Consider the following 23,827-nt stretch of genomic DNA (forward strand, 5'->3'; position numbering starts at 1 on the left):
GGCGCAGGCACCTACACCGATGGGAGACACAGATGCATGTGGACGAGGTGACATTCGGGCGGAATGTCGTCCCCTACTATTCGGGATTCGACTGCAACGCGGAGATCAGTGAGCTCCTGGCGCGAGAGCTCGGAGGGTACGGCCACGTCGCCATGATCATCGACTCCGCCGTATGGAGCCACGCGGAGAAGCTGATCGAGAACATCCGGCATGAGCTGAGAATCGTGCCGGTGATGGTCGCGGCGAGCGAGCAGAACAAGTCTCTCGCCGCGGTCGAGCGCATCGTCGACCAGCTCATCGACCAGGGCGTCGGCCGGAACTCGGTCGTGGTCGCGATGGGCGGCGGCGTACTCGGCAACATGGCCGGCCTGGTCGCCGCGCTGCTGTTTCGCGGGCTGCCCCTGGTGCACCTGCCCACGACGCCGGTCGCCGCGTTCGACGCGGTCATCTCGGAGAAGCAGGCCGTGAACCTCCGGCGCGGCAAGAACCTCTTCGGCGCCTACCTCATCCCGTCCCTCATCGCGTGTGACCTGGCCTGGCTCGAGACGGTCCCGGACGATCAGATGCTCACGGGGCTGGCCGAGATGGCCAAGAACGTACTCGCCGCCGTGCCTCACGACGCCGGCGATTTCCTGGCGGCCGTGGTCCAGCGACGGGAGTCGCCCGATCGCGCCCTGAGCACGCTGCTGCGCATCGGGGTCGAGGCCAAAACGCCTCTTCTGGCGATCGACTCCCGGGAACGGAACGAGGCGATCCTCTTCGAGTACGGACACACCGTCGGCCACGCCGTCGAGTTCGCCTCCGGCGGAGCCATCTCGCACGGCGAGGCGGTCGCCTGGGGCATGCTGGCCGCGGCCGACATCGCCCGCGAGACACACGGCCTGTCCGACGACGCCGTGCGGACGCATCACCGGCTCATCGATGTTCTGGCCTTCGGCAGGGACCGGTTGCGCGCCGTACGGCCGGAGGCGGTGAAAGAGCTGCTGATCACCGACAACAAGCGGGGATACCTGCCGCTCGGGGACGACGAGGTCGCCATGGTGCTGCTGGAATCCATCGGCCGGCCCGTCCGGTCCGGAGGCCGGCCGCTGGTCGCCGTGCCCCGATCCGTCGTCGACCGGGCCATCGAGGCCCTGTGGTCGTCCGAGACCACTCGCCTATCCGCCTGACCCGTCCACCACACGAGGAGGTCCGTCATGAGCCTGGTCAACGTGCACAACGAGTGGGACCCGCTTGAGGAGATCATCGTCGGGACGATGCGGGGGGCACGCGTGCCCGCTCCCGACGTCAGCCTGCACGCGGTGGAGTTCTCGACGCTGGAGTCCCCGGACGACATACCGCACGGCCCGTACGCGCGAGAGATCGTCGAGCAGACGGAAGCGGAGCTGGACGCGCTGGCCGAGGCCCTGTCCGGGCTGGGCGTCACCGTGCGCAGGCCGGAACCACGTGACCTGTCGGCCCGGATCAGCACGCCCGACTGGTCCACGGAGGGTTTCTACGACTACTGCCCGCGCGACGGCCTGCTGGCCGTGGGCACGACCCTCATCGAAACGCCGATGGTCCTGCGCGCGCGGATCTTCGAGTCGCTCGCCTACAAGAACCTGTTCATGGAGTACTTCACCGCGGGGGCGCGGTGGATCGCCGCGCCGCGTCCGCGCCTGCTCGACGACATGTACGACCTGAGTGCGGCTCCCGGCGGACGGCTACGCGAGGTGGAGCCGGCCTTCGACGCGGCGAACGTCCTGCGGTTCGGCACGGACCTCCTCTACCTGGTGTCCGACAGCGGCAACGAACTGGGCGCGCGCTGGCTCCAGTCCGCCCTCGGCGAGACCTATACGGTGCATCCCTGCCGCGGCCTGTACGCCTCGACGCATGTCGACTCCACACTCGTCGCCCTGTCACCGGGCCGTCTGCTCGTGAATCCGGCGCGGGTCAACGACGCCAACATGCCGGCGTTCCTGAAGGGCTGGGAGCAGCTCCGGTGTCCGGACCTCGTGGACACCGGCCATGCCGGCGCGCATCCGCGGGCCTCGACGTGGATCGGCATGAATCTCCTCGTCGTCCGCCCCGGGCTGGCCGTCGTGGACGACCGCCAGCCCGGTCTGATCCGGTTCCTCGAGCGGCACGGGATCGATGTCCTGCCACTCCGGCTGACACATGCGCGGACGCTGGGCGGCGGCTTCCACTGCGTCACGCTCGATGTCCGAAGGACCGGTTCGCTGGCGAGCTACACGTGACCGTCCCGGTCGAATACCCCGTAGGCGTGCCGGAGCGCGGCCACCGGGTCGGCCCGAGGGATGAACTCGTGGGCGACGTACCCGGCGAAACCGCGCTCGTGGAGCAAGCGCGCGACGGCCGGCCAGTTGATCTCCTGCTGGTCGTCGAGATCGTGGCGGCCCGGCACGCCGGCCGTGTGGATGTGGAGGATCCGATCGAGGTACCGGTCGATGGTGCGCAGGAGATCTCCCTCCATCACCTGCATGTGGTAGACGTCGTACAGCAGCGCGAGCCCCGGCGAAGCGACCTCGTCGACGATCGACGCCGCCCACGAGGTGTGGTCGCACTGGTTGCCCACATGATCGACCTTGCTGTTCAGCGGTTCCAGCAGAAGCGTCACGTTCGCCGCCGCCGCTTCGGCGGCGAGTGGCGCCAGCCCTTCCGCGCAGACGGCAGCTCCTTCGGCGTCGGAGCGCACGTGGCGGTTTCCGGCGTTGACCGCGAGGAAGGGGACGCCGGCCTCCACCGCCAGCGCCAGGTTCGCCCGGACCTCGTCCGCGAGAGCGGCGTGGTTGTCCCGATCGTTGAAGCCGACCTCCAGCGAGACGTGCCCGTCGATGATCGTGAGGTCGAGGCCCGCGTCGCGGGCCCTGGACCAGTGCTCGGCCGGCAGGAAGTCCACTCCTCGATAGCCGATTTCCGCCGCCGATTCGAGCAGTGAGAGATCTTCTCCCTTTTCGGTGAAGGACCACCAGGCGAAGCTTTGGCGATACGTCATTTCTTTCTCCCTCAACGGGTGGATGTTGCTTAGATTATGAGAAGAGCCGAACAGAGAGGCAACAGAATGAGTTACGTGCTCATAACCGGGGCGAGCTCTGGAATCGGAGCCGCCGCGGCGGTTGAATTAACCCGCCAAGGCCATCGGGTACTGGCCACTGGGCGCTCTCCTGAAAAGCTGGAATCGGTACACCGGAGAATGACGCGAGTGGCGCCATCCGGCCTGCGGGTGCCCGATCCCGTGCACGCCGACCTGTCCCGTCTCGACGACGTGGAAAAGCTCGCCGACATCGTGCTGGAACACCATCGGGAACTGGACGTCCTGGTCAACAACGCGGGCGTTCAGCCGAGCAGACGGCAGGAGTCCGCCGAGGGCCACGAGCTGACGTTCGCCGTCAACCATCTCGCGCCCTTCCTGCTCACGAATCTCCTCGCCGGGCTGCTGGGCGAGAACGCGGGCCGGGTCATCACCACTTCGTCGTCCACCCATACGGCCGCCGCCATCGACCGCGACGACATCCAGCTGACCCGGCGCTGGAGCGGGCGCCTGGCCTACGCGAACTCCAAGCTGGCCAACATCCTTTTCACCACGGAGCTGACGCGGCGTACCGGACTGCCCGCATCGAGCGCGCACCCCGGGTCGATCCGCACAGACCTCAACCGGGAATCGCCCTTCGTGCGGCTGGTCAAGCCCTTCGAGCGTTTCCTCCTGGCCCGCCCGGAGAAGGGAGCGGACGTGCTGGTGTGGCTGGCCACCGGTGCCGAGGGCGGGGCCCCGCGCGCCGCCTACTACGCGGAGCGTGGACCGGCCCGCACCTCCTCCGCTGCGCAGGACCGGGACCTCGCCGCCTGGTTGTGGGACGTCAGCGAGGACCTGGTCGCGAAGGTGGCCGACTGATCGGCCACCTCCGCGCCTCGCCTCATCCGACGGCCACGCAGAGCGCGTCGATCCAGCGCCTGAACCAGGGCAGCAGGTCACGGCTGCTCTGCGTGCTCCCGTCATGGTGGCCGACGGCCCGCAGGATGTGGCCGTAGCTGACCGCCAGGTGACCGGCACCGACCGCGGGCGCCGCCTGCAATGCGGTGGCGATGGCCTGGTCCGGCACCCAGCCGCGCCAGCGGTCGGCGTACCGGGCGGCCCGTCGCGCGGAGCACGCGCTCGTGTCGTAGCTGAGGGGCATCGCCAGCTCGACCATCGGATGCGTCACGCACGAGTCCGTCCAGTCGAACAGGAACCAGGTCTCGCCCGTCCACAGCACGTTGCCGGGGTGCAGGTCGGCGTGGACGATGACCTGAGGGAAGCCCAGCGCGTCGACGTCGGCGACGATTCCGGCGAAGCGGGGCAGCACTCCCATGAGCCGGCGGCGCTCCTCGGCCGTGACGAGATCCCGCCGCGCCGCGAGGTCCGCGACATCGCCGGCCAGCCGGCGAAGCGGCCGGTCGGGACACCCGCGGGCGATCAGTTCACCGGTGCGGTCCACCGAGGCCTGCTGCACCGTGGCCATGGCGAGCAGCGGATCGCCGGACGCCGGCGTCCGCTCCTCCGGGAAGGCCTCGGCCAGCCACCACCGCGCCCCCCTGGCCACCACCCGGGGCACCGCCACCGTGCCCGTTCCCGCGACCCAGTCGATGACCCCTGCTTCATGGGCGAACAGCGGCGGCGCCATCTTGAGCCAGAGCGGGCCCCGGTCCGTCGGTACACGCAGCAGGCTCGTGACGCTGATGTTCCGCATCTGCGCCGGTGGGCCGATGCGCTCGATGCCCCGCGCGGCGAGCGCGGCGTCGACGGCGGCGAGTACCTCGTTCACGGCGCCCGGCCGCTGCCACCACATCCGCGGCGCGCCGGCCTGCTCGGGATCGGCCCGCCGCCAGGTCAGCGACCCGGACGGCGGCCTGCCGTCGGTCCCGGTGTACTCGACCTCGACGGTGTTCGGCCCGGCGACCCTGAGGATCATGCCGGTGATGCCCAGTTGCCGGCGCATCGCCTCCGTTATCTCGCGCGGGCCGGCGCCGATCCCCTTCTCGACCGCGATCGACGGCCGGGCTCCGTCGAGCTCCAGAAGGCCTGTTCCCCCGGCGTCGAGAATCGCAAGTTCAATGCTTTCCATGGGTCGTATGAAAATGTCGTGATCCGGCCTCGTCAAGGCGTGTTCTCTCGAACTCCCAAACATGTTGCACACGCGCTTGACTCTCCAATTCCGCCTTATTAGGTTCGACATTCCTTAGCCCGACGGAAAGGACCGAGCACATGGAAGCCCTGGTTTTCTCCGCCCCCGGACAAGCGCATCTGGAAAATCGAGAAGTGCCGACCGCGAAGGCCGGCGAGGCGCTCGTGAAGGTGGCCTACAATTCTCTCTGCGGAAGCGATCTTTCGCTTTTCCGCGGCGTGTGGCACGGATTCCAGTACCCCGTGGTCCCCGGCCACGAGTGGAGCGGCACCGTCGTCGCCGTCGGTGACTCCGGTGACGCGGGCCTCGTGGGCAAGAACGTCACGGGCGACCTCACCTGCAGTTGCGGGGCGTGCAAGGCGTGCGTGAACGACGACCCGGTGCTGTGCGAGGACCTCCAGGAGCTCGGGTTCACCCGCGACGGCGCCTGCGCCGACTACATGATCAGCCCGGTGCGAAACCTGTTCGCCCTTCCCGGCGCGCTCCCGCTGCGGCTCGGCAGTCAGGTCGAACCGCTCGCCGTGGCTCTGCACGCCATCGACGCCATCGGCCTTCAGGCGGGAGAGCGCGTCGCCATCACCGGCGCGGGCGGTATCGGTCTCATGCTCATGACCGCCGCCCAGCAGCGCGGCGCGGAGGTGACGGTGGTGTCGGAGCCCGTCCGCGAACGCCGTGCCGTGGCTCAGGCGCGCGGCTCACACGCCGTGTCCAGCGGTGCGGCGGGTGAGCTGACCGCACTGATCGACGGGAACGAGCGGCTCCGGCCGGACGTGGTGCTCGAAGCCTCCGGCTATCCCGCGGCGGTCCAGGAGGCGATGGAGATCGTCCGTCCCGGTGGGCGGGTCTGCCTGGTGGGCTACCGGGTGGAGGAGAAGGGGCTCATGGCTCCGCACGTCGCCACCATCAAGGCGCTGACCGTCCGCGGTGTCCTCGGCCCCGGAGGACGGTTCGACGACGCGATCCGGATGCTCACCGGCAAGGCGGTCGACGTCGACTTCATGCTGACGCACGAGTTCGCCCTCGCCGACCACAAGGCGGCGCTGGACGTGGCGCTCAACAGGACGGACGGCAACGTGCGATCTGTCTTCCACATGGGCTGACCGGCGATCGCCGCGGTGACAAGGAGGAATGATGACAGGCACTCTCGCACTCATGGGCGGCCGGCCGGTGACCGACCTCGCCTGGCCGCAGTGGCCGCGTCCGCAGGCCGACGCGGGCACGCTCCTGACCCTCGCGCTGGAATCGGGACGCTGGGCGCTGTCGGGCGAATGGAAAGGCCATCGCACCAACGAGCAGCGGTTCGCCGAACGCTTCGCCGCCTACAACGAGATCGGTCACTGCGTGCCGACGGCGAACGGCACCAGCGCCCTCACCATCGCCCTGGAAGCACTGGAGGTGGGCGCCGACGACGACGTGCTGATCCCGGGGCTGACGTGGGTGGCCTCCGCGTCGTCGGTGCTGAACGTGAACGCGGTCCCCGTGCTCGTCGACGTCGACCCCGAGACACTCTGCATCGACCCTGACGCCCTCGAGGCGGCCATCACACCGCGTACCAGGGCCATCTCCGTCGTCCACTTGTACTGCTCGATGGCCGACATGGATCGCATCCTCGACATCGGCCGGCGGCACGGGCTTCCGGTGATCGAAGACTGCGCGCAGGCGCACGGCGCGCGGTGGAACGGCCGCCGGGCGGGGACGATGGGCGCCATCGGCACGTTCAGCATGCAGCAGACGAAGCTGCTGACGGCCGGAGAGGGCGGCGCGACGATCACGGATGACGCCTGGCTGGCGGATCGCCTGTTCCAGCTGCGCGCCGACGGACGCAGGCTGGCCACGGGATCCCTCCTGCCGCGGGACATGGAGCTGGTGGAGAACTCCAGCGTGATGGGCAACAACTACTGCCTGTCCGAGTTCGGCGCCGCGCTCCTGCTCGACCAGCTCGCCGTGCTCGACCAGGAGCATCAGGACCGCGCCGCCAACGCGGAGCTTCTCACCCGCCTGCTGGAGAAGATCCCCGGAGTCCGCCCGGTACGGCCGGCGGCCTCGGTCACCATGCCGACCTACTACCACTATGCGATCCGCCTGGATCTTCGCGAGTTCGGCGGCAAGCCCCTGCGCGCCATCTGCCGCGCGCTGAGGGCCGAGCTCGGATACCCCGTTCAGCCTTGCTACCCCGCGCTGAACGCCAATCCGCTCTATCAGCCGCACACCAAGCGCCGCTACAGCATCAGCGCCGATCACGAGCGGCGGATCGACCCGGCGGGCTACAAGCTGCCGGAGGCCACCCGGGCACACGAGGAGGTGCTGACCATGCATCACCCGTTCCTGCTCGGCGGGGAGGGGAGCATGGAAGCCGTCGCGGCGGCCTTCAGCAAGGTGCGGACCCTCGTCTCGCAGGTTCCGGTCTGACCCGCACCATGCTGGCACGCAACAGCAGACTGGACGAGGACCTCCTGCTGCGGACGGTCCGCCCGGCCTACGAAGGGGCCGGAACGGAGCTGCGTTTCCAGCCGTTGGGCACTGACAGCTGGGCCTATCGCTGCGGCAGCCTGTGGATCAGCGTGCGCCGCGACTTCCTGGGCCACCTTCCGCAGTCCTACGAGACGGCGTACGCACTGCGCGGCGCGGGACTCGACTTCGTCCTCGCGCCGCTGGCCGGACGAGACGGGCGAGTCCTGCGTACCGTGCAGGGCTTTCCCGTCGCCGTCTACCCGTACCTGCCGGTGGAGCCGATCGGCGGAGCCGGCTCCCTCACCCCACGCGAGCTCAACCGCATCTGGGAGCTGATGAGCAAGGTCCACACCTGCGACGTCGCCACGGACCTGCCGGTGGAGGACTTCCGGCTGCCGTTCGAAGATCGGTTGTCGGCCGGCCTGTCGCGGGCGCTGGAGCCGTCACGGGACGCCGGGCCCTTCAGCCGGCGTCTGCGCGAGCTGGTCCGGCGTAACGGCGCCTACATCGCGGGGCTGAGGGAACGGATCTCCGAGACCGGTGAGCGGTGTACCGCCGCGCGCCGTCCCCTGAGCATCACGCACGGCGACCTCAACGGCGACAACGTTCTCCGCCTGGGTGACGACTTCGCCATAGCGGACTGGCAGTGCGCCCTGCGTGCTCCCGCCGAGCGCGACGGCTACTTCTGCGCGCGCGAGTTCGGCCTGCCGCCGCAGGGCGACCCGCTGCTGCATCACTTCTACGCGTTGCAGTGGAGCCTGTCGGAGATCGCCGAATACGTCATCACCTTCACCGCGGAGCACGGCGACACCTCCGACGACCGGCAGCGATGGCTGCGGTTGTGTTCGTACCTGCCCGAGTCCTGACCGCACCCGAGGGAGCGACCATGCGTCGTGCGGAGGCCCTGTTCCCGCTCTCGTTCCAGCAGCAGGAGATGCTGCGCAACATCCGGGCGTTCCCCGCGTGCGCCCGCCGCTACCACAACTCCTTCGTCTTCCGGCTGACCGGGGACGTGGACGTGGACACGCTCGCGGGGGCGCTGGAGGATCTCGCCGCACGTCATCCGGTGCTGTCCACCACCCTCGTCACGCGCGACGGCGCCGACTGGCAGCGGGCCGGAGATCCGGCCGGCGGGGCGTGCCGTCCCGTCATCCGCCCGGTGGACACCGGTGTGACGCTGGACGACATCACGACGGACCTGGTGGCGCGCCGCTACGACGCCGGGCGGCTCTGCTCCGGCGACCCGCTGTACCAGCCGGAGATCTACGTGCTGAAGGACATGGTCGTGCTCGCCATGACCATCCATCACGTGCTGTACGACGGCTGGTCGATCTCCGTCCTGTGGCGCGACCTGTCGGAGTGCTACGCGGCGCGCCATGAGCGGCGGGCGCCGAGCCTGCCCGAGCTGACCATCACCTACCTGGACTACACCCGGGAACAGCGGGAGTCCTGGGAGAAGTCGAAGGAGTCCGTGACCGCCTACTGGCGTGCGGCGGCCGCGGGAGTTCCCCGGGAGGTGGACTGGCCGGGGCCAGGCGATCCCGGGGCGCCGCCCTTCGCCACGGCGGCCGCGACCTTCGAGGCGAGCGCGGAGCAGGTGGACTCGGTCCGCGGGGTCTCACGGCAGGCCCGGGTCTCGCCGTTCCTGGTTCTGCTCAGTGCCACCGCTTCCGCCCTGGCCCGGATCACCGGCCAGGACCGGATGCTGGCCGGCACCGACACGGCCAACCGCGAAGATCCCTCCGTGCACGATCTGGCCGGGTTCTGCCTCAACACCCGGCTCGTGCCGCTCGCCGATCCTGCGGGCCGGCCGTTCCCCGAAGTCCTGTCCTCGGTCCGTCGGCACTGGCTGGCGGCCGATCGTCACCGCGACGCCTACGTCGACCAGATCCTGCACGAGCTGGGCCGGCCGGAGGTCGTGAAGGTGAACATGATGTCGGAGACGCTGGACACCACCATGCTGCGGCTACCGGGTGTCACGAGTGCCCGGGTGCCCCTGCCCATGGCCTCCTCGTACTGGAGACCTGTCTACTCCGAATGGCGGCTGGGCCCGGACAGGTTCGCGCTGCACCTCACCTACCAGCCGGCCAGGGTGTCCGCCAAGGCGGTCGAGGCCTGGATCGACGGCGTGAACGAGACTCTTCATCTTTTGAAGCGGGTTGCGGATGCGTCATTCACTCATTGACCAGGACGTTCTGCCACGTCACAGCCGGGTGGTCATCGTGGGGGGCGGCCTGGCCGGCCTCGAAGTGGCCAGGCATCTCGAAGCGCGGCAGGTGGACGACGTGCTCGTCCTGGAGGCGGGCCCCGGCGACGAACTGCGCCATGTGAACCAGGTCCACGACGGCGACCGGGCCTTGCGGCAGTGGCTGCTTCCCGAGACCGATCCGTACTACGTCCGCCCGTGGGCTGCCCTGAACGCGCCCCACTTCACGGGGACGTCTGGCCTGCGACGCCGGGTCGGAGGCCGCTCCCTCTACTGGTACGGCGTGGTGCTACCGGCGGAATCATGGGCGTTGACCCCCACCTGGTGGCCCGTCACCGTCGCAAGCGACCTCCGCGACTCCTGGCACGGGGGGCCGTCACTCTACGATCGCACACTGGATCAGCTCGCCTCCTGGTGCGGCGGTGAGCTCCCCGGCGGCGACCCGGTGCCGCCGCTGAGGGACCTCCGGCTCGAAACGGCGCCGCTCGCCGTCCGTCATGATCCGGATCATCCAGGTCGATGGCACGCATACTCCCCGCTGGACACCTGGCGCGATCCCCGGACGGGCGAGCCACGGGGTGGTCGCGGCGGGGTGCGGGTCCGTGCCAGGGCGGAGGTGGTCCGCGTCGTGATCCGCGACGGGCGGGCCAGGGGCGTCCTCGTACGCGAGGGCGGCGGAGGGGTGAGAGAGGTTCAGGCCGGCGCCGTCGTGCTGAGCGCGGGCGCAGTGTGCAACGCCGGGCTCGCCCTGCGCGCGCTGAGCGACGTGAGGGGAGGTCCGGTGCGCCGGCTTCCGTCCCTCTACGACCATCTGGTGCAGGGCTTCCTCGTACGGCTCGAAGGGGCGGGCGCGGCGAGGCTGCTGCACACGCTGCCACCCGGCTCGTACTACGCGCCCTGCGCCCCGTCGGCACGATCCAATCTCTTCGTCCATGTCACGGCCCCGTCGGCAGGCGGAGCCGTGGTTGACGCCCAGCTCACGGGCGAGCAGTTGCCCTCGCCGGGCACCTGGATCGAGCAACGGGCCGGCCTGCCGGTCGCCGTGTACAGCTGCCTGTCCGCCGAGGACGCGACGATGCTCGATGGGCAGCGGGAGATCCTTCAGTCCGTATGGGAGCAGATCGCGGGTCACGCCGGGGCCGCACCGACCGCCCTGGCGTTCCGTCCCTTCGCCGATCCGGCGAGCGCGGGCGCGGCAGCCGTACTACCGCAATCCCTGGACGCCCGTCCGGCCGCGGATCCGCTGACGTGGTCGGGATACATCGGGACCGAGGATCATGAAGGCGGGGGCACTCCTCTGGGCGGCATGCTGACCGACCGGCACGAGTTCGCCGAGATCGACGGCCTGTACGCGGCGGGTCCCGGGACGTTTCCCCGGATGGGGGCGGCCAACCCCTCGCTGACCACGCTCGCGCTCGCGCGCCGCCTGGCCGCGATCCTGGCGGGAACGGAGGCGTGATGGAGCCTGCCGGCCTCCGGACGGCCGAGCGGGCTCGGTTCGCGCTGGCGTGGCGGTGCCTCGACTCGGCCGACGCCCTCTCGGCCCGCGCGTTCCGCGAAGGAGCCTACGAGGTCTCCATCAAGTCCGACCACTCCCCCATGCTCGATCTGGAGGTACGCATCGAGCGGGCCATCGAAGCCTCGATTCGGCGAGCCTTCCCGGGGGACGCGGTCGTGGGCGAGGAACTGGGGGGCACGGCGGAGGAGGCGTCCCTTTGGGTCATCGACCCCATCGACGGCACCTCCAACTTCGTGGAGGGACTCCCGGCCTACGCCCACATGATCTGCTACGTGCGCCGTGCCCGCCCGCGGTTCAGCCTCGTCAGCGCACCGCTGCTGGGCAGAAGGTGGTGGGCGGTGAGCGGCTCGGGAGCATTCGAGAGCGGCCGGCGGCTCACCGTATCGTCCGTGGACCGCCTGGAAGGGGCGCGGATCGCCTACGGCGGCCTGCGCGACTACGGGCCCGACACGCAGGGCATGGTCCGTTTGATCACCGCCTGCGCGCGGTCCCGCGGGTTCGGGAACTTCCTGCCGCACATGCTCGTCGCCGAAGGCACCTACGACATCGCCTCCTCCGGGGCGGGCGGCGCCGTATGGGACGTCGTGCCGCTCGACCTCATCGTCAGCGAGGCCGGCGGGCGGCTGACCTCGCTCACCGGCGGGCTCTGGAGCGACGGGGAGGCCGTGGTCACGTCCAACGGCCTCCTTCACACCGCCGCGCTGAGGAAGGTGGGCGCCGTCACTCAGGGTCCGGTTGTTCTTCGCGGGGCCTCAACGGGAACTCCCAATCCGGGCCCACGGAGCGGCCCGAGAACTGCGCCACCTGCCGCAGCGTCAGAGTAGGGCTCGGCGACCCCTGGAGCCGCTCGTCGCGGACGCGGATCTTGCTCTGCATCCGCTGGAACTGACCGGCCTGTTCCAGGGGCCGCATGTGCGACAGCGTGTTGAACACCAGCGTGGGCCAGGCGAAGACCCGTGAGTGGCGGGAAGCGGCCGGATGCAGCCCGACCACGAAGAAGTTACGCCCGGAGAAGACGAATCCGAGCTCGTCGTCCCATGCGTCTCGATCGTCCGGGTCCCACCAGGGAGGCTGCGTGTCGCCGTCGTGCAGACCCTGCAGATGTTGCCAGAGCAACCGTTCGAAGGCATCCTCGCCGTCGATGACCGGCCCCCTGAACACGGCGACGAACACCGCGACGGGATTCTCCTTCTCCGGAAACTCCTCGAGGAAGGCGCGCAGGGACGCCGCGCACTCCCCCACACCCTCCGGCGACGCCAGCTCCGGGAAGACCCCGAACCTGTACCGGGCCTGCCGGACCGCGGACGCGCCGCCGACGCAGGTGTACGCCTCGCTCAGCATCATCGCCCGGAACTGGGCGTGGGCGAGCTTCGTGAACGGGTCGGTGTCCGTGGCCGTGTCATGGGGGCAGATCTTCATCAGTTGCCCGTCCACGTAGCCGTGATAGGCCCCTGGCTCCTGCTCTGGCCGCATGTCCACCTTCGACTCCCCTCGATCAACTGGGCTTGTGGCCGTTGGCGGAATACGCCGTGGCCTGGATCCCGTACAGATCCGCGTAGCGGCCGTCGAGCCGCATGAGTTCGGCGTGGGTGCCGTGCTCGATCAGCCGGCCCTTGTCCAGCACCAAGATCATGTCTGCGCCGGTGACGGTCGAGAATCGATGGGACACGATGATCGTGATCGCTCCCGTCCGCGCGGCCAGGTCGCGGGCACGCTCCATGTAACGCTCGAAGATGGACTGCTCGCTCGGCGCGTCGAGAGAGGCCGTCGGCTCGTCGAGCACGAACAGCAGCGGATTCCGGCGCATGGACGCGCGGGCCAGGGCGGTGCGCTGCCACTGTCCCTCGGACAGGTCGACTCCGCCCAGTTCGCGTCCCAGCTGAGTACCGAGGCCATCGGGCAGCCGGCGGACGAGTTCCCCCGCGTCGGCGTAGCCGATCGCCTCCTCGATCCGCTGAGGATCGTTCAGGTGCGCCAGGTCTCCCAGGCCGATCGTCTCGGCGAACGTCGTGCGGAAGCGGCCGAAGTCCTGGAACGCCGCGCTCAGCCGGGCGCGCCAGCCCGCGGTCTCGAGTGAGGACAGCTCCGTGCCGTCGACCAGGATCCGCCCCGAGCTGACCGGGTAGAACTTGCCCAGCAGCTTGACCAGGGTCGTCTTGCCCGAGCCGTACTCACCCACGATGGCGACGACGCTGCCGGCGGGGATGCGCACGCTGACCTCGTCCAGCGCGGGGTGGCCCGTCCCGGAGTAGGCGTAGCTGACCTTGTCCAGCAGAATTCCCTCGGTCAGCCGGTCGGGCGTCGGGAGCGTACCGGAGTCGGCGTGCTTGTGGGCGGCCACGTACTCCCGCAGCCACAGGTAAGGCTCGACGACCCGCGCGGCGCCGGTCGTGTCCGCCGTATTGGACACCGCCGCCTGCATGGCCTGCCGCAGGCTCGCCGCGGTGACGATCACGAGCACCAGGTCTCCGGCGGTGCCCTGCCCCTGACCGGCGCGCTGGACCATGAGCGCGAGCCCGGCGATGAAGGCGGCGGCGAAGGCGACGGACCCCACCAGCTTCCAGGCCGATGCCGCCCACTGGGCGCGCTGGCGTTCGCGCATCATCTGATCCCAGGCCGCGCTCTGCCGGCGGACCACCGTCTCCGCCGCTCCGGAGACACGCAGTTCCTTGTTACTGGCGGCGTTGGTCGCCAGATCGAACAGGTGCTGCTGCAGCCGGTCGATCTCCGCGGTGGCGATGTCGGCCCGCTTCAGCAGGCGCTGCCCGCGCTGATTGCACCAGACGGGGACGGCGGCGAAGACGATGAGCAGGAGCAGCAGGGGACTCAGCACACCGAGAATCAGCATCACGATGACGATCCGCAGGATTCCCCCGGCCGCCATGATCGCTTTCCAGAAGAGGCCGAGCAGCTTGCCCGACGCGCCCCGAACAACCGTGACCCGGTCCAGGAAGTCGCTGCGCTCAAGGTGATCGAGGCCCTCGATGGTGGCGATGTCCTCGTGGATGCGGGGGTGCAGGTGGAGCCGCCCGACCTGGTCCGCGGTGGTGTTGGTCAGCGTACCCGCCACGTCCTGCAGAACCATGGTGAGGCCGTACGCGAGCGCCGCTCCGACGCTGCCGATGACGGCGGCCTGCAGGTATCCGGCCGCCGCCGCGTCGACGGTGGCGCGCAACGTCAGCGCCGCCGCCGCGGTCATCACCGTCGTGCCCGCCACCACCAGCAGTGAGCCGGCGGTGAGTCCACGCGCCCCTCGCCAGGAGACGAGGAAGAGCTCCAGCCACAGTGCGAGATAGCGCCTCATCACAGCTCCCCTTCCTCGATGCGCTCGTCGTAGCCGCGGTTGAAGCGCTCGGCCTGGATGGCGAACATCTCCGCGTACGAGCCGCCCAGCGCCATCAGGTCGTCGTGAGTGCCGGACTCGGTAATGCGCCCGCCGTCGAGCATGACGATGCGGTCGGCCATGCGCACCGTGGACAACCGGTGGGAGATCAGTACGACGCTCGTCTCACCCCGGTGCTTGGCCAGGCGGTCGAAGACGTCGAACTCGGTACGCACGTCCAGGTGGGCGGTGGGCTCGTCGAGGATGAGCAGCCGGGCCCCACGGCGCACGGCGTACAGCGCTCGCGCGAGGACGACCTGTTGCCATTGGCCGCCGGAGAGATCGACTCCGCCTTCGCGGACGCGGGCGAGCGGCGTCTCCCATCCGCCGCTCAATCTCTCCAGCACCGCGGTCAGGCCCGCGTCCCGCGCCGCGGCGTTCAGGTCGTCCTGGTCGGGTTCCGAAGTGGCGTGCCCCAGCGCGATGTTGTCGCTGACGCTGAGGTGGTAGCGCACGAAGTCCTGGAAGACCACAGAAAGCCGTGATCGCCACAGGCGGGGGTCGATCTCTTCGATGTCCCGCCCGTCAGCGGTGACGCGGCCGCCGGTCGGCGCGTAGAGCCCGGACAGCAGCTTGATCAGCGTGGATTTGCCGGCGCCGTTGAGGCCGACGATGGCCAGCAGTTCCCCCGGGCGGATCTCGAGGTCCAGCTCCCGCAGCACGGAACGGCTGGTGCCCGGGTAGGTGAAGGAGACGCCCTGAAACCGCACCAGCGGGGGAGGCCGTTCGCTGAGGTCTTCGCGGGGCCCGGGATCGCCCTGCGGGACGGTGACCGCGAGTTCGTGACGTAACCGGTCCGTGGCTTCCAGCACACGGGCCGCCGAGGCCATCTTGTACTGCTCCATGCTCCGGCCCAGTACCTGGAAGACCGACCAGCCGGCGGTCAGCACGGCCGCCAGGACGCCTATCGGCGTGGAGCCCTGCGCCGCGCTCACCGTGACGGCCGCGTACGCCGGGACAAGGCCCACCGCGACCAGCCCGAACTGCCGCCACTGACCGCGCATGATGCGTGCCACGTAGTCCCAGAACGCCTCGTTGGCGCTCACGATGTGGTGCTGCATGCGGTCGATCATCCACGCCGCGAATCCGAAGATGCGGATGTCCTTGCCCTCACCCGCGGAGACGGCCGCCTGCCGCCAGACGTCCGCGTGCAGCTCCCCCTTGATCGCGCCCCGCCACAGGGCGGCCATCTCGGTGGCCTGGCGGTTGCAGATGTGCCAGTTCAGGAGGGCCGGCAGGAGTACCAGGGGCACCAGCCACCACGCGTACCAGGCCAGCACGGCACAGGAGGCGGCGACGCCGAGGAGGCTGGCCAGCCAGCGCAGCTGTGCGATCGCGCCCTCGGCCGGGGTCGTGTCGTATCCCCGTGCGGGATCCAGGGTGACCTCCCTGACCAGCCGCTGCACGGTGGGGTTCTCAAGCGGCGCTAGATACCGGCTGCCGGAGACGAGGTGAGCGACGTCCCTTCTGTGCTCGCCGTCGATCCGTGCGGTGATCCCGGCCCTGAGCGGGCCGTCCATCGCTTCTCCGACGGCCCCCAGCAGCAGGACGCCCGAAAAGGCGAGCAGCCCGGGGAACACCGCCGCGGCGATGCCCCCTGAGCCGCCGGTCGCGATCAGCGTGTCGACCAGATGGGCCAGCACGAGCGCGGTCACAGCGGGGGTAAGGGCCTCCACCACCAGGACAGCCATAAGTGCCACCACAGAAACCGCGCCAGCCGCCCCCAGGACTTTGGCCTGGGTCCTTACTCCCGCGAGAAAGTCCAACGCTCCACCTCGTTGTCGCCGACCAGGACGTTGTGCAAGTGCGGAATGGTGTCACATGCACAGCGCCTTTGTCATCGAACCCTCCCCGCGTGACGACGGGGAGTCAACGCCTCTGTTCACCGTCGCCGCGCTGCGACTGGGCGTGCGCCTCCACGGCCAGGGCGAACTCGTCGAAACGGGGACTGTCGAAAATAGTGCTCAGCGGAAGTACGACGCCGAAAGCATCCGTGACCCGCGCGTAGATGCGCATGGCCGACAACGAGTCACCGCTGGCGTCGAAGAAATCCGTGGTCTCGCCGACTTCGACTCCCAGGATATCCTGCCAGATTTCCCGGAGTGTAACGCTGTTCATGATGACGGTCATGTCCTTGCTCCCTCGAACGGTGTAGCCCAATAATCAGGACCAGAAGCCCGTCGGTCAAGAAAGGCAGCCGGACACATGAACGACGTCGAAATGACCGAACTACTCCTGGATATCGCGGACGCCGGCGAACACGGAATCGCCGACCGGTTACGCCGGGAGAATCCCTGCCACGTGGCGCGGGCGGCGCTGGAGGAGCTGACTTTCCGGCTGAATCCCGCGACGGTCACCGAGCCGGCGGTCGACGTGCAATTCCTGCTTTCGGCGGGCGACCGCTCGGTGGAATTCGCACTGCGCGTGGGCGCGGCCGGAATCCAGGTCACCGAGGGGAAGGCGCCGCAGCAGAGTGTGACCATCCGCTGGGAGTTGCGAGACCTGGTGCTCGCGCTCTACGGCCGGCCTGGCGCCGCATGCGACGCCACCCGCGTCGTGAGCGTGGACGGCGAGCCCGGGCCCAGGACGAACGCCCCCGACGACCCGTGGCTGCTGCGCTACAAGGCGGCCGGACGGGTGGCCGGGGAGGTGCTGAACGCCTTGTCACCGGTCGCGCCGTCGGTCCGCCACGAAGCGCTGAAGGCGGGTGCCGACAAGTGGGGGGAGAACTGGTTCGCCGCCCACTACGACCGCCACTTCGCGAAGTACCGCGACCGGAGGGTAAATGTCCTGGAGATAGGTATAGGCGGTTTCGAAGCGCCCGACGAGGGCGGAGAGTCCTTGCGCATGTGGAAATCCTATTTCCGTCGCGGGATTATTCACGGCCTGGACATCTTCGACAAGTCACCGCTCGCCCAGCCGCGCGTGCGAATTCATCGGGCCGACCAGTCGGACCCTCTTTCGCTGCGCGAAGTCGCCGATCAGATCGACGGCATCGACCTGATCATCGATGATGGCAGCCATATCAGCTCGCACACCATCACCGCGTTCCACACGCTGTTCCCATTGCTCAAGGACGGTGGGCTCTATGTCGTCGAAGACGTACAGACGTCTTACTGGCCCGGGTGGAACGGCGGCCACACGTCGTTCACCCACACGGCGACATGGATCGGCTTCCTGAAGAAGCTCATCGATGGACTGCACCATCAGGACCAGCTCGATGAGGAGTCGCGCCTGGGCTCCTATCTCGACCGGTCGGTCACGGCGATCCACATTTACCACAACCTGGTGTTCATCGAGAAGGGCGTAAATGGCGAAAGCACCGCGCCGTCGTGGGTCCGCCGGCACACCAACGACATGGAATTGACCCCGAGGGGATCCATGGTCAAGCCCGTGCTCGACCGGTGAAGGAGACGCACATGGAACTCACCTACGACCCCTTGCAATTGGCGGAGGACCCCTATCCGGTCTATCGGAGGCTCCGCTCCGAGGCGCCGCTGTATCACGGGCAGACCGTGGAGGGGGTGGACTTCTGGGCGCTGTCACGCTTCGCCGACGTCGAGGCGGCAGCCATGGACTGGAGAACCTACTCCTCCGCACAGGGCAATGACCTCGACGACACCGGGCTCCTGTTCGGCCCGGCGCCCGCCATGGACTGCGCCGACCCGCCCAGACACACCCGGATTCGCGGCGTGCTCAGAAAGGAGTTCTCCGCCGGGAAGGTGCGGGCCCGGCTGGAACCGATGGTGCGCGACAAAGTGAGCGCGTTGATCGACCGGCTCGCGCGACAGGAATCCGTGGACATCGCGCGGGATCTCTCCTATCCGCTGCCCGCGGGCGTGATCTGCGCCTGGCTCGGGCTGCCGGCAAGCGATCAAGAGCAGTTACGCGCCTGGCATTCGACCATGCTTGAGCGCAATCCCGGAATGATCGAGCTGCCGGCGCAGGCGATGGCGGCCCGCGACGAGATGTGGGAGTACTTGTCCCGCGAGCTCGCCAAGCGCCGCACCCGGCCCGGCGACGACCTGCTCTCGGTGCTGTCCGGGGCGATGCTCGCGGGAGAGCTGTCACACGACGAGGCGCTGGCCAACATCCTTTTCCTCTTCGACGCCGGGATCGTCAGCACCAGCGCCACCATCGCGAGCGCCTTCGTCCATCTGCGTGACAACCCGGATCAGTGGGAACTGCTCAAGGCCAAGCCCGAGATCGTCCCCGGCGCGGTGGAGGAGCTTCTCCGCTTCGACGCGCCCTTCCACTGGTTCAAGCGGGTCACCACCAGAGAGGTGGAGGTGCACGGAACGCGAATTCCAGCGGGTGAACGGGTGATCTTGATCTGGGCCTCCGCGAACCGGGACGAGCGTCGCTGGCACGACTCCGGGTCCCTGCTCCTCGATCGCCCCGTCCAGCGGCATCTGTCCTTCAACATCGGCATCCACCACTGCCTGGGGGTCGCGGCGGCCCGGCTGGAACTCATCGCCCTTTTCGAGGAACTCACCGCACGGCTCATCGACTGGGAGATCGACGGGCCCATCGAACGTCGCGTCACTCCCAGCGAGCGGACCATCACCAGCCTGCCCGCGAAGGCGCGCTGGGTCAGGTGAGCCCGCGGAGTTCACGACACCACCGACTGGAGGAGATCTCATGAACCAACCGGCCGCGGGCCTCGGCCAGGCCCACGTCACCAGCACCGCCAACGGGGTACTGACCCGCGGTGACGCCATCGACTTCCTGGGTACGCTGCCCGACGCCGGCGTGCGCCTCATCATGTCGTCCCTGTGGTTCACGGGACCGTACACGATCACATCCGATGACCCGGCGTGCCCACGCTTCGGAGACTGGTTCCTCAGGTTCATGAAGGAGTTCGATCGGGTGTTGCTGCCCGACGGGAGCGTCGTGCTGGAGATGGGGTGCACCTGGGCGGACGACCGCCCCGTCCGCACGATTCAGAACTACGCCGCCCTGTCGCGACTGCTCGGCGAGGGCGGCTGGCATCTGCTGCAGGAGTTCTACTGGTACAACCCGCAACTGCTCTACGCGCGCGACACGTGGGTGGACGAGCAGCGTATCCGGCTGCACGACTCGGTCAGCACGCTGTACTGGTTGTCGCGTACGCCGGACGTGCCCGTCGACACCACCAAGGTCCGCCAGTACCAGAGCAGCCTGACCCATCCGTTCGGCAACCTCCTGACCATGGGCGACTCCTACACCGACTTCCGGTATCTGGATCGATGCGCGGCCGAGGGTGTCCTTCCCGACATCGACCGCTATCCCGTGGCTCTCCCGACGTACTTCATCGAACTTCTCACGTCGGAAGGCGATCTCGTCGTCGACCCCTGCGTGGGAATCGGCTCCACGGCGATCGCCGCCGAGCTGACAGGGCGGAAGTGGGCATGCAATGACATGTCGGAGAAGGTGATCGACGTGGCCAGGGAACGTATCGATGACCTGGTGACCGGGGAGGCGACGCGGCCGGTGTCCTGAGACGAAACCGAAGCGCGGCCGGTGCGGACGATCGCACCGGCCGCGCTCGCGCGCTCTACCGTCTCTCAGACGACCGCCACGGGAAGGCGGGTGATCCCGAGGATGAAGTTGGAGCGCAGCCGCCGCACCTCGCCGGCCAGGGCGAAGGTCATCCCGGAGCCGGCGAGCGACTCCAGCAGGAGCGACAGCTCGGCGTAGGCGATCGGAGCTCCGATACAGCGGTGCAGGCCCGCCCCGTAGGACAGGTGGCGGTTGGGCTCCCGGGTGATGTCGAAACGGTCCGCGTGCGGGAACACGGTCTCGTCACGGTTGGCCGAATAGTTCCACAGCGTGATGGAATCGCCCTCCTTGATGGTGATCCCTCCGCGGGTGACATCGCGTAGCGCCGAGCGCTGCACGTAGGCGTTGGTCGAACTCCAGCGCAGAACCTCCGCCACGGTGAGCTGTGACCGCCACGCGCCGCTCCGCAGCATCCGGTACTGATCCTGGTTGTCCATGAACGCGAGCAGTCCGGTGGACGCGCTGTGCGAGGAGGTCTCGTTGCCGCCGACGGCGACATTCATGCAGTTGTAGAAGACCTCCTCCCCGGTCAGCCGGCGACCGTTCACCTCCGCCTTCAACAGCATGCTGACCAGATCTTCCCCCGGGTCACGGCGGCGCTGCTTGAGGATGCCGGCGAAGAACTCGAACACCTCGGACTGCAGCCAGGCGAGCCGGAGGCGCTCATGGCCCCCGGTGTCCACGAAGATCTCATCCCGGTAGCCCACCATGCGCCGGGTCAGCCCGATGAGGCGGTGGGCGTCCGCATGGCCGATTCCCATGATCTCCATGAGTGCGCCGGCGGGCAGTTCGGTCGCGATGTCGGTGGCGAAGTCGCATCCCCCGTCACGCCGTGCGGTGGCCAGCGCCCTTTCGAGCAGCCCGGCCACGCGGCTCGCGACCCGCTTGGCGACGGCGTCGCGCATGGCCGGCAAGATCGCCTGCTTCAGCATGCGGTGCCGGGGCAGGTCGGTGGAGACCAGCATGCGCCCCGCCGAGGTGTCGCCCTCGGCACGGAACGATCCCCCCACGATGACGCCTCGGCCGGAACCGAAGAGCCCGTGCTCGCGATAGGCCCACAGGACATCCTCATACCTGGTCAGAGCCCAGAACCGGCTGCCGTCGGCGCCCTCGTTCCAGTAGATCGGCGTCTCGGCTCGCAGGGCCGCGAAAGCCTGCTCGTGGGCGCCCTCGACGAACAGGTCGATGTCGGTCAGGTCGGTGCCGAGTGCCGCTCTCATGAGGCCTTCGCCTCACGCTGCGGCGCCGTGTCGATGACCAGGGCCAGGTCCTTGAGCACGGGATGGGCGAGCACGGCGGGGAACTCGAGCTCCGCCCCCAGATCACCGCAGATCCGGTGGTGCATGCGGAAGGCCAGCAGCGAGTGCCCGCCGAGCTCGAAGAACTCGGCGTTCCTGCCGATCTTCTCCGCGCTGAGGAGTTCCTCCCACAGCTCCGCCAGATACTTCTCGGTGCCGGTTTCGGGAGCGGCGTACGCCTGCTCCTGGCGTAGGTGATCCGCGAGGAGTTCCCTCAGAGCGTCCATGTCCCGTTTGCCGTGCGTGGTGGCGGGGATCTCCGGCCGTACGATGAACTTCGCGGGCACCATGAAATCCGGCAGGTGCGCCTCGGCACGGTGGCGTAGATCCTTCACGCCCAGGGACTCCTCGACCACGACGAAGGCGACGAGCCGGCGGTCGTCACCGGAACCGGCCGGCAGCACGATGGCGTCGTGGACCTCGGCGAAGCGCATCAGACTACGCTCGACCTCGCCGGGCTCGATCCGGTATCCGCGGATCTTCACCTGACCGTCGGCCCGGCCGACGAACAGAAGCGTGCCGTCCTCGCGCCGGCGCACGAGATCGCCGGTCCGGTACATCCTGACCTCACGGCCGTCCACGGACTCCGTCGCGAAGCGCTCCGCGGTCAGGTCGTCCCTGCCGAAATAGCCGCGCGCCACCCCTGGGCCGCCGACATACAGTTCGCCGACCGCGCCGTCCGCGACGGGCTGGAGTTCCGGCGAGAGGATCCGCAACGACACATCCCGCAGCGGCCTGCCTATGGGGATGGCCTCCGAGTCGGCGTCCACCGCACTCACCCGATGAGAGGTGCAGGCGGTGGTGATCTCAGCCGGGCCGTAGAGATTGTAAAGCTCTCCCTTGAACCGGCCGCCCAGCAACGCCCGGCAGGCGGCCGGGGTGAGCACGTCTCCGCCCGTGGCCAGGATCCGGAGGGAGGAGAAAGCGTCCCGGTCCTCACGGACCACGTGGTTGACGACCATGGTCGGCACCAGCATGGCGGTGATGCCATAGTGCTTCATCTGCCGCTGAAAGTCCCCCGCGAGCAGCTCCGGCACCGGCGGGAGCACCACGGTCCGCGCCCCGGCGGCGAGAGCGCACCACATCTCGAAGTGGAAGGCGTCGAACGAGACGCTGGACACCTGCCCCACCCGATCCTCCGGGAGCAGCGCGGGAAGAGCGGGGTTCTCGGCGAAGGAGACCAGGTTGCGATGCTCCAGGACGATCCCTTTGGGCTCACCCGACGACCCCGAAGTGAAGAGAAGGCTGGCCGCGTCGCCGGGCCTGACTTCGGCGTCGGCGGCTTCACCGGATTCCGCCGGCTCGTCGACATCGACGGTGGTGATGGCCAGTTCTCCGAGGCGGTCTCGCGTGTGGCGGTCCGTGAGAACGACCTTGGCGCCGCTGCTCTCCAGCATGAAGTCACGGCGGGCGTCCGGGTAGCGCGGGTCCACCGCGACGTAGACGGCGCCCGCCTTCAGCGCGCCCAGAATCCCGGCGAAGAGGCCGGTCGACCTGCTGAGGTAGACGCCTACTCGATCCTCTCGTCCGACGCCGTGCCGGCGTAGGGACGCGGCGACGATGCCCGCCTCTCGATCGAGCTGCGCGTAGGTCAGGGACTGCGTGCCGTCGGTGACGGCCGGCCGGTCCGGATATTTTCGCACCGACCGGTCGAAGAGTTCGGTTAATGTGCGGGGCGCACTGTCCGCCATGGTCCCTCCTGAAGACGACGTGCAAGTGGCGCGATGCGCAGTTGCACAAGGGTCTCGGGCAGCCGATAAGGAACGGCGATTTTCGTGAATACCATCTGAAATGACAGGCTAATGAGGCTTTCGAAATATGGTCAACGCGCGAAATAATCACATAGCCAAGCAGGTCACGCGCAATGAGGGCCTGGCGTGCTCAGCACTCGCACTCTCAAGGCGTCAAGAATCGCGCGCAGGTCGTCCGCCATCGAGTTTCGGCGGCAACCCCTGCCCGCCGAGCGTATGTAAAGCAGGAGAATTCAACATCGATCTATGATTGCTCAACCGGCAACGTTCTTCGGCACTGGGCAGGAGTGGCGCCGGTATGCTACGTCGAACCCCGGCACTCCGGGTCTGATGCCGAGGAGGATGTAGGGGCGTTTGCCGAAGCCTCGGTGTCGTTCCCACTCCGCCCGCTCGTGATGACCTGCACGCCCGACCAGCCGGCACGCTTGACGGCGGACACGGTCATCTGTCCCACCATCCCCTCACCACGGTGCCGCTCGCCGGTCCCGCGCAGTCACGTGCCACCCCGTGGCCTGAG

20 protein-coding genes are annotated in these 23,827 nt (G+C 68.6%); 12 read left to right on the forward strand and 8 right to left on the reverse strand.

The window, feature by feature from the left end; translation table 11 throughout:
- The first annotated feature begins 32 nt into the window (after window positions 1-32).
- Window positions 33-1,169, forward strand: coding sequence for an iron-containing alcohol dehydrogenase (locus ACFWYW_RS41755; protein ID WP_379623342.1), 1,137 nt, complete (start codon window positions 33-35; stop codon window positions 1,167-1,169).
- A gap of 27 nt (window positions 1,170-1,196) precedes the next feature.
- Window positions 1,197-2,237, forward strand: a complete 1,041-nt coding sequence (locus ACFWYW_RS41760; protein WP_379623340.1) for a hypothetical protein — start codon at window positions 1,197-1,199, stop codon at window positions 2,235-2,237.
- Here the strand turns inward: ACFWYW_RS41760 and ACFWYW_RS41765 are convergent.
- Window positions 2,228-2,995, reverse strand: coding sequence for a TIM barrel protein (locus tag ACFWYW_RS41765; RefSeq protein ID WP_379623338.1), 768 nt, complete (start codon window positions 2,993-2,995; stop codon window positions 2,228-2,230). The two genes, ACFWYW_RS41760 and ACFWYW_RS41765, sit on opposite strands and share 10 nt — an antisense overlap.
- Before the next feature lie 66 nt (window positions 2,996-3,061).
- Here ACFWYW_RS41765 and ACFWYW_RS41770 point away from each other — a divergent pair, with 66 nt between their 5' ends.
- Window positions 3,062-3,892: an SDR family NAD(P)-dependent oxidoreductase gene (locus ACFWYW_RS41770; RefSeq protein WP_379641251.1), complete on the forward strand. Its 831-nt coding sequence runs from the start codon at window positions 3,062-3,064 to the stop codon at window positions 3,890-3,892.
- Between the two features lie 22 nt (window positions 3,893-3,914).
- Here ACFWYW_RS41770 and ACFWYW_RS41775 read toward each other — a convergent pair whose 3' ends face one another.
- Window positions 3,915-5,102: an aminoglycoside phosphotransferase family protein gene (locus ACFWYW_RS41775; RefSeq protein ID WP_379623334.1), complete on the reverse strand. Its 1,188-nt coding sequence runs from the start codon at window positions 5,100-5,102 to the stop codon at window positions 3,915-3,917.
- Window positions 5,103-5,296: 194 nt separating this feature from the next.
- Here ACFWYW_RS41775 and ACFWYW_RS41780 point away from each other — a divergent pair, with 194 nt between their 5' ends.
- From ACFWYW_RS41780 to ACFWYW_RS41805, 6 genes are read left to right on the forward strand one after another with little or no spacing between them, the layout of a single operon-like run.
- Window positions 5,297-6,262, forward strand: a complete 966-nt coding sequence (locus tag ACFWYW_RS41780; RefSeq protein WP_379623332.1) for a zinc-binding dehydrogenase — start codon at window positions 5,297-5,299, stop codon at window positions 6,260-6,262.
- 28 nt (window positions 6,263-6,290) lie between these two features.
- Window positions 6,291-7,571, forward strand: a complete 1,281-nt coding sequence (locus tag ACFWYW_RS41785) for a DegT/DnrJ/EryC1/StrS family aminotransferase (RefSeq protein WP_379623330.1) — start codon at window positions 6,291-6,293, stop codon at window positions 7,569-7,571.
- A gap of 8 nt (window positions 7,572-7,579) precedes the next feature.
- Window positions 7,580-8,479 (forward strand): phosphotransferase, encoded by a 900-nt coding sequence (locus tag ACFWYW_RS41790; RefSeq protein ID WP_379623328.1) that lies wholly within the window; start codon window positions 7,580-7,582, stop codon window positions 8,477-8,479.
- A 20-nt stretch (window positions 8,480-8,499) separates the two neighbouring features.
- Window positions 8,500-9,798, forward strand: a complete 1,299-nt coding sequence (locus ACFWYW_RS41795) for a condensation domain-containing protein (RefSeq protein ID WP_379623326.1) — start codon at window positions 8,500-8,502, stop codon at window positions 9,796-9,798.
- Window positions 9,779-11,278 carry a hypothetical protein gene (locus ACFWYW_RS41800; protein WP_379623324.1) on the forward strand — a complete coding sequence of 500 codons (1,500 nt, stop codon included), beginning with the start codon at window positions 9,779-9,781 and terminating at the stop codon, window positions 11,276-11,278. Before ACFWYW_RS41795 ends, ACFWYW_RS41800 begins: the two co-directional genes overlap by 20 nt.
- Window positions 11,278-12,162, forward strand: coding sequence for an inositol monophosphatase family protein (locus ACFWYW_RS41805; RefSeq protein WP_379623322.1), 885 nt, complete (start codon window positions 11,278-11,280; stop codon window positions 12,160-12,162). The genes ACFWYW_RS41800 and ACFWYW_RS41805 overlap by 1 nt, the downstream gene beginning before the upstream one ends.
- Here the strand turns inward: ACFWYW_RS41805 and gntA are convergent.
- The 4 genes from gntA to ACFWYW_RS41825 form a co-directional block, all read right to left on the reverse strand.
- Window positions 12,059-12,811, reverse strand: coding sequence for a guanitoxin biosynthesis heme-dependent pre-guanitoxin N-hydroxylase GntA (gene gntA / locus ACFWYW_RS41810; RefSeq protein ID WP_379623404.1), 753 nt, complete (start codon window positions 12,809-12,811; stop codon window positions 12,059-12,061). The two genes, ACFWYW_RS41805 and gntA, sit on opposite strands and share 104 nt — an antisense overlap.
- A gap of 22 nt (window positions 12,812-12,833) precedes the next feature.
- The gene (locus tag ACFWYW_RS41815; protein WP_379623320.1) at window positions 12,834-14,642 is read right to left on the reverse strand and encodes an ABC transporter ATP-binding protein; all 1,809 of its coding nucleotides are present in this window, start codon (window positions 14,640-14,642) and stop codon (window positions 12,834-12,836) included.
- On the reverse strand, window positions 14,642-16,411 hold the full coding sequence (locus ACFWYW_RS41820) for an ABC transporter ATP-binding protein (RefSeq protein WP_379623318.1): 1,770 nt from the start codon (window positions 16,409-16,411) through the stop codon (window positions 14,642-14,644). The genes ACFWYW_RS41815 and ACFWYW_RS41820 overlap by 1 nt, the downstream gene beginning before the upstream one ends.
- 178 nt (window positions 16,412-16,589) lie before the next feature.
- Window positions 16,590-16,850 carry a phosphopantetheine-binding protein gene (locus tag ACFWYW_RS41825; RefSeq protein ID WP_379623316.1) on the reverse strand — a complete coding sequence of 87 codons (261 nt, stop codon included), beginning with the start codon at window positions 16,848-16,850 and terminating at the stop codon, window positions 16,590-16,592.
- Window positions 16,851-16,925: 75 nt separating this feature from the next.
- On the opposite strand from ACFWYW_RS41825, the gene ACFWYW_RS41830 reads away from it, so the two are divergent.
- The 3 genes from ACFWYW_RS41830 to ACFWYW_RS41840 are packed head-to-tail and all read left to right on the forward strand — an operon-like array spanning window position 16,926 to window position 20,201.
- Window positions 16,926-18,128, forward strand: a complete 1,203-nt coding sequence (locus tag ACFWYW_RS41830; protein WP_379623314.1) for a hypothetical protein — start codon at window positions 16,926-16,928, stop codon at window positions 18,126-18,128.
- An 11-nt stretch (window positions 18,129-18,139) separates the two neighbouring features.
- Window positions 18,140-19,321, forward strand: coding sequence for a cytochrome P450 (locus ACFWYW_RS41835; protein ID WP_379623312.1), 1,182 nt, complete (start codon window positions 18,140-18,142; stop codon window positions 19,319-19,321).
- A 40-nt stretch (window positions 19,322-19,361) separates the two neighbouring features.
- On the forward strand, window positions 19,362-20,201 hold the full coding sequence (locus ACFWYW_RS41840; RefSeq protein ID WP_379623310.1) for a DNA-methyltransferase: 840 nt from the start codon (window positions 19,362-19,364) through the stop codon (window positions 20,199-20,201).
- A gap of 65 nt (window positions 20,202-20,266) precedes the next feature.
- Here ACFWYW_RS41840 and ACFWYW_RS41845 read toward each other — a convergent pair whose 3' ends face one another.
- Both ACFWYW_RS41845 and ACFWYW_RS41850 read right to left on the reverse strand, forming a co-directional pair.
- Window positions 20,267-21,481, reverse strand: a complete 1,215-nt coding sequence (locus tag ACFWYW_RS41845; protein WP_379623308.1) for a cytochrome P450 — start codon at window positions 21,479-21,481, stop codon at window positions 20,267-20,269.
- Window positions 21,478-23,250, reverse strand: a complete 1,773-nt coding sequence (locus tag ACFWYW_RS41850; RefSeq protein ID WP_379623306.1) for a non-ribosomal peptide synthetase — start codon at window positions 23,248-23,250, stop codon at window positions 21,478-21,480. Before ACFWYW_RS41850 ends, ACFWYW_RS41845 begins: the two co-directional genes overlap by 4 nt.
- Window positions 23,251-23,827: the final 577 nt, after the last annotated feature.

The sequence above is a fragment of the Nonomuraea sp. NPDC059023 genome, assembly GCF_042740095.1.
GTDB lineage: Bacteria > Actinomycetota > Actinomycetes > Streptosporangiales > Streptosporangiaceae > Nonomuraea.

Excerpts from the sequence above, each read along its gene's own strand:
- ACFWYW_RS41755 (WP_379623342.1), top strand. The coding sequence starts at position 33 with ATGCATGTGGACGAGGTGACATTCGGGCGGAATGTCGTCCCCTACTAT.
- ACFWYW_RS41760 (WP_379623340.1), top strand. The coding sequence starts at position 1,197 with ATGAGCCTGGTCAACGTGCACAACGAGTGGGACCCGCTTGAGGAGATC.
- ACFWYW_RS41765 (WP_379623338.1), bottom strand. The coding sequence starts at position 2,995 with ATGACGTATCGCCAAAGCTTCGCCTGGTGGTCCTTCACCGAAAAGGGA.
- ACFWYW_RS41770 (WP_379641251.1), top strand. The coding sequence starts at position 3,062 with ATGAGTTACGTGCTCATAACCGGGGCGAGCTCTGGAATCGGAGCCGCC.
- ACFWYW_RS41775 (WP_379623334.1), bottom strand. The coding sequence starts at position 5,102 with ATGGAAAGCATTGAACTTGCGATTCTCGACGCCGGGGGAACAGGCCTT.
- ACFWYW_RS41785 (WP_379623330.1), top strand. The coding sequence starts at position 6,291 with ATGATGACAGGCACTCTCGCACTCATGGGCGGCCGGCCGGTGACCGAC.
- ACFWYW_RS41790 (WP_379623328.1), top strand. The coding sequence starts at position 7,580 with ATGCTGGCACGCAACAGCAGACTGGACGAGGACCTCCTGCTGCGGACG.
- ACFWYW_RS41795 (WP_379623326.1), top strand. The coding sequence starts at position 8,500 with ATGCGTCGTGCGGAGGCCCTGTTCCCGCTCTCGTTCCAGCAGCAGGAG.
- ACFWYW_RS41800 (WP_379623324.1), top strand. The coding sequence starts at position 9,779 with ATGCGTCATTCACTCATTGACCAGGACGTTCTGCCACGTCACAGCCGG.
- ACFWYW_RS41805 (WP_379623322.1), top strand. The coding sequence starts at position 11,278 with ATGGAGCCTGCCGGCCTCCGGACGGCCGAGCGGGCTCGGTTCGCGCTG.
- gntA (WP_379623404.1), bottom strand. The coding sequence starts at position 12,811 with ATGCGGCCAGAGCAGGAGCCAGGGGCCTATCACGGCTACGTGGACGGG.
- ACFWYW_RS41815 (WP_379623320.1), bottom strand. The coding sequence starts at position 14,642 with ATGAGGCGCTATCTCGCACTGTGGCTGGAGCTCTTCCTCGTCTCCTGG.
- ACFWYW_RS41820 (WP_379623318.1), bottom strand. The coding sequence starts at position 16,411 with ATGGCTGTCCTGGTGGTGGAGGCCCTTACCCCCGCTGTGACCGCGCTC.
- ACFWYW_RS41825 (WP_379623316.1), bottom strand. The coding sequence starts at position 16,850 with ATGACCGTCATCATGAACAGCGTTACACTCCGGGAAATCTGGCAGGAT.
- ACFWYW_RS41830 (WP_379623314.1), top strand. The coding sequence starts at position 16,926 with ATGAACGACGTCGAAATGACCGAACTACTCCTGGATATCGCGGACGCC.
- ACFWYW_RS41835 (WP_379623312.1), top strand. The coding sequence starts at position 18,140 with ATGGAACTCACCTACGACCCCTTGCAATTGGCGGAGGACCCCTATCCG.
- ACFWYW_RS41840 (WP_379623310.1), top strand. The coding sequence starts at position 19,362 with ATGAACCAACCGGCCGCGGGCCTCGGCCAGGCCCACGTCACCAGCACC.
- ACFWYW_RS41845 (WP_379623308.1), bottom strand. The coding sequence starts at position 21,481 with ATGAGAGCGGCACTCGGCACCGACCTGACCGACATCGACCTGTTCGTC.
- ACFWYW_RS41850 (WP_379623306.1), bottom strand. The coding sequence starts at position 23,250 with ATGGCGGACAGTGCGCCCCGCACATTAACCGAACTCTTCGACCGGTCG.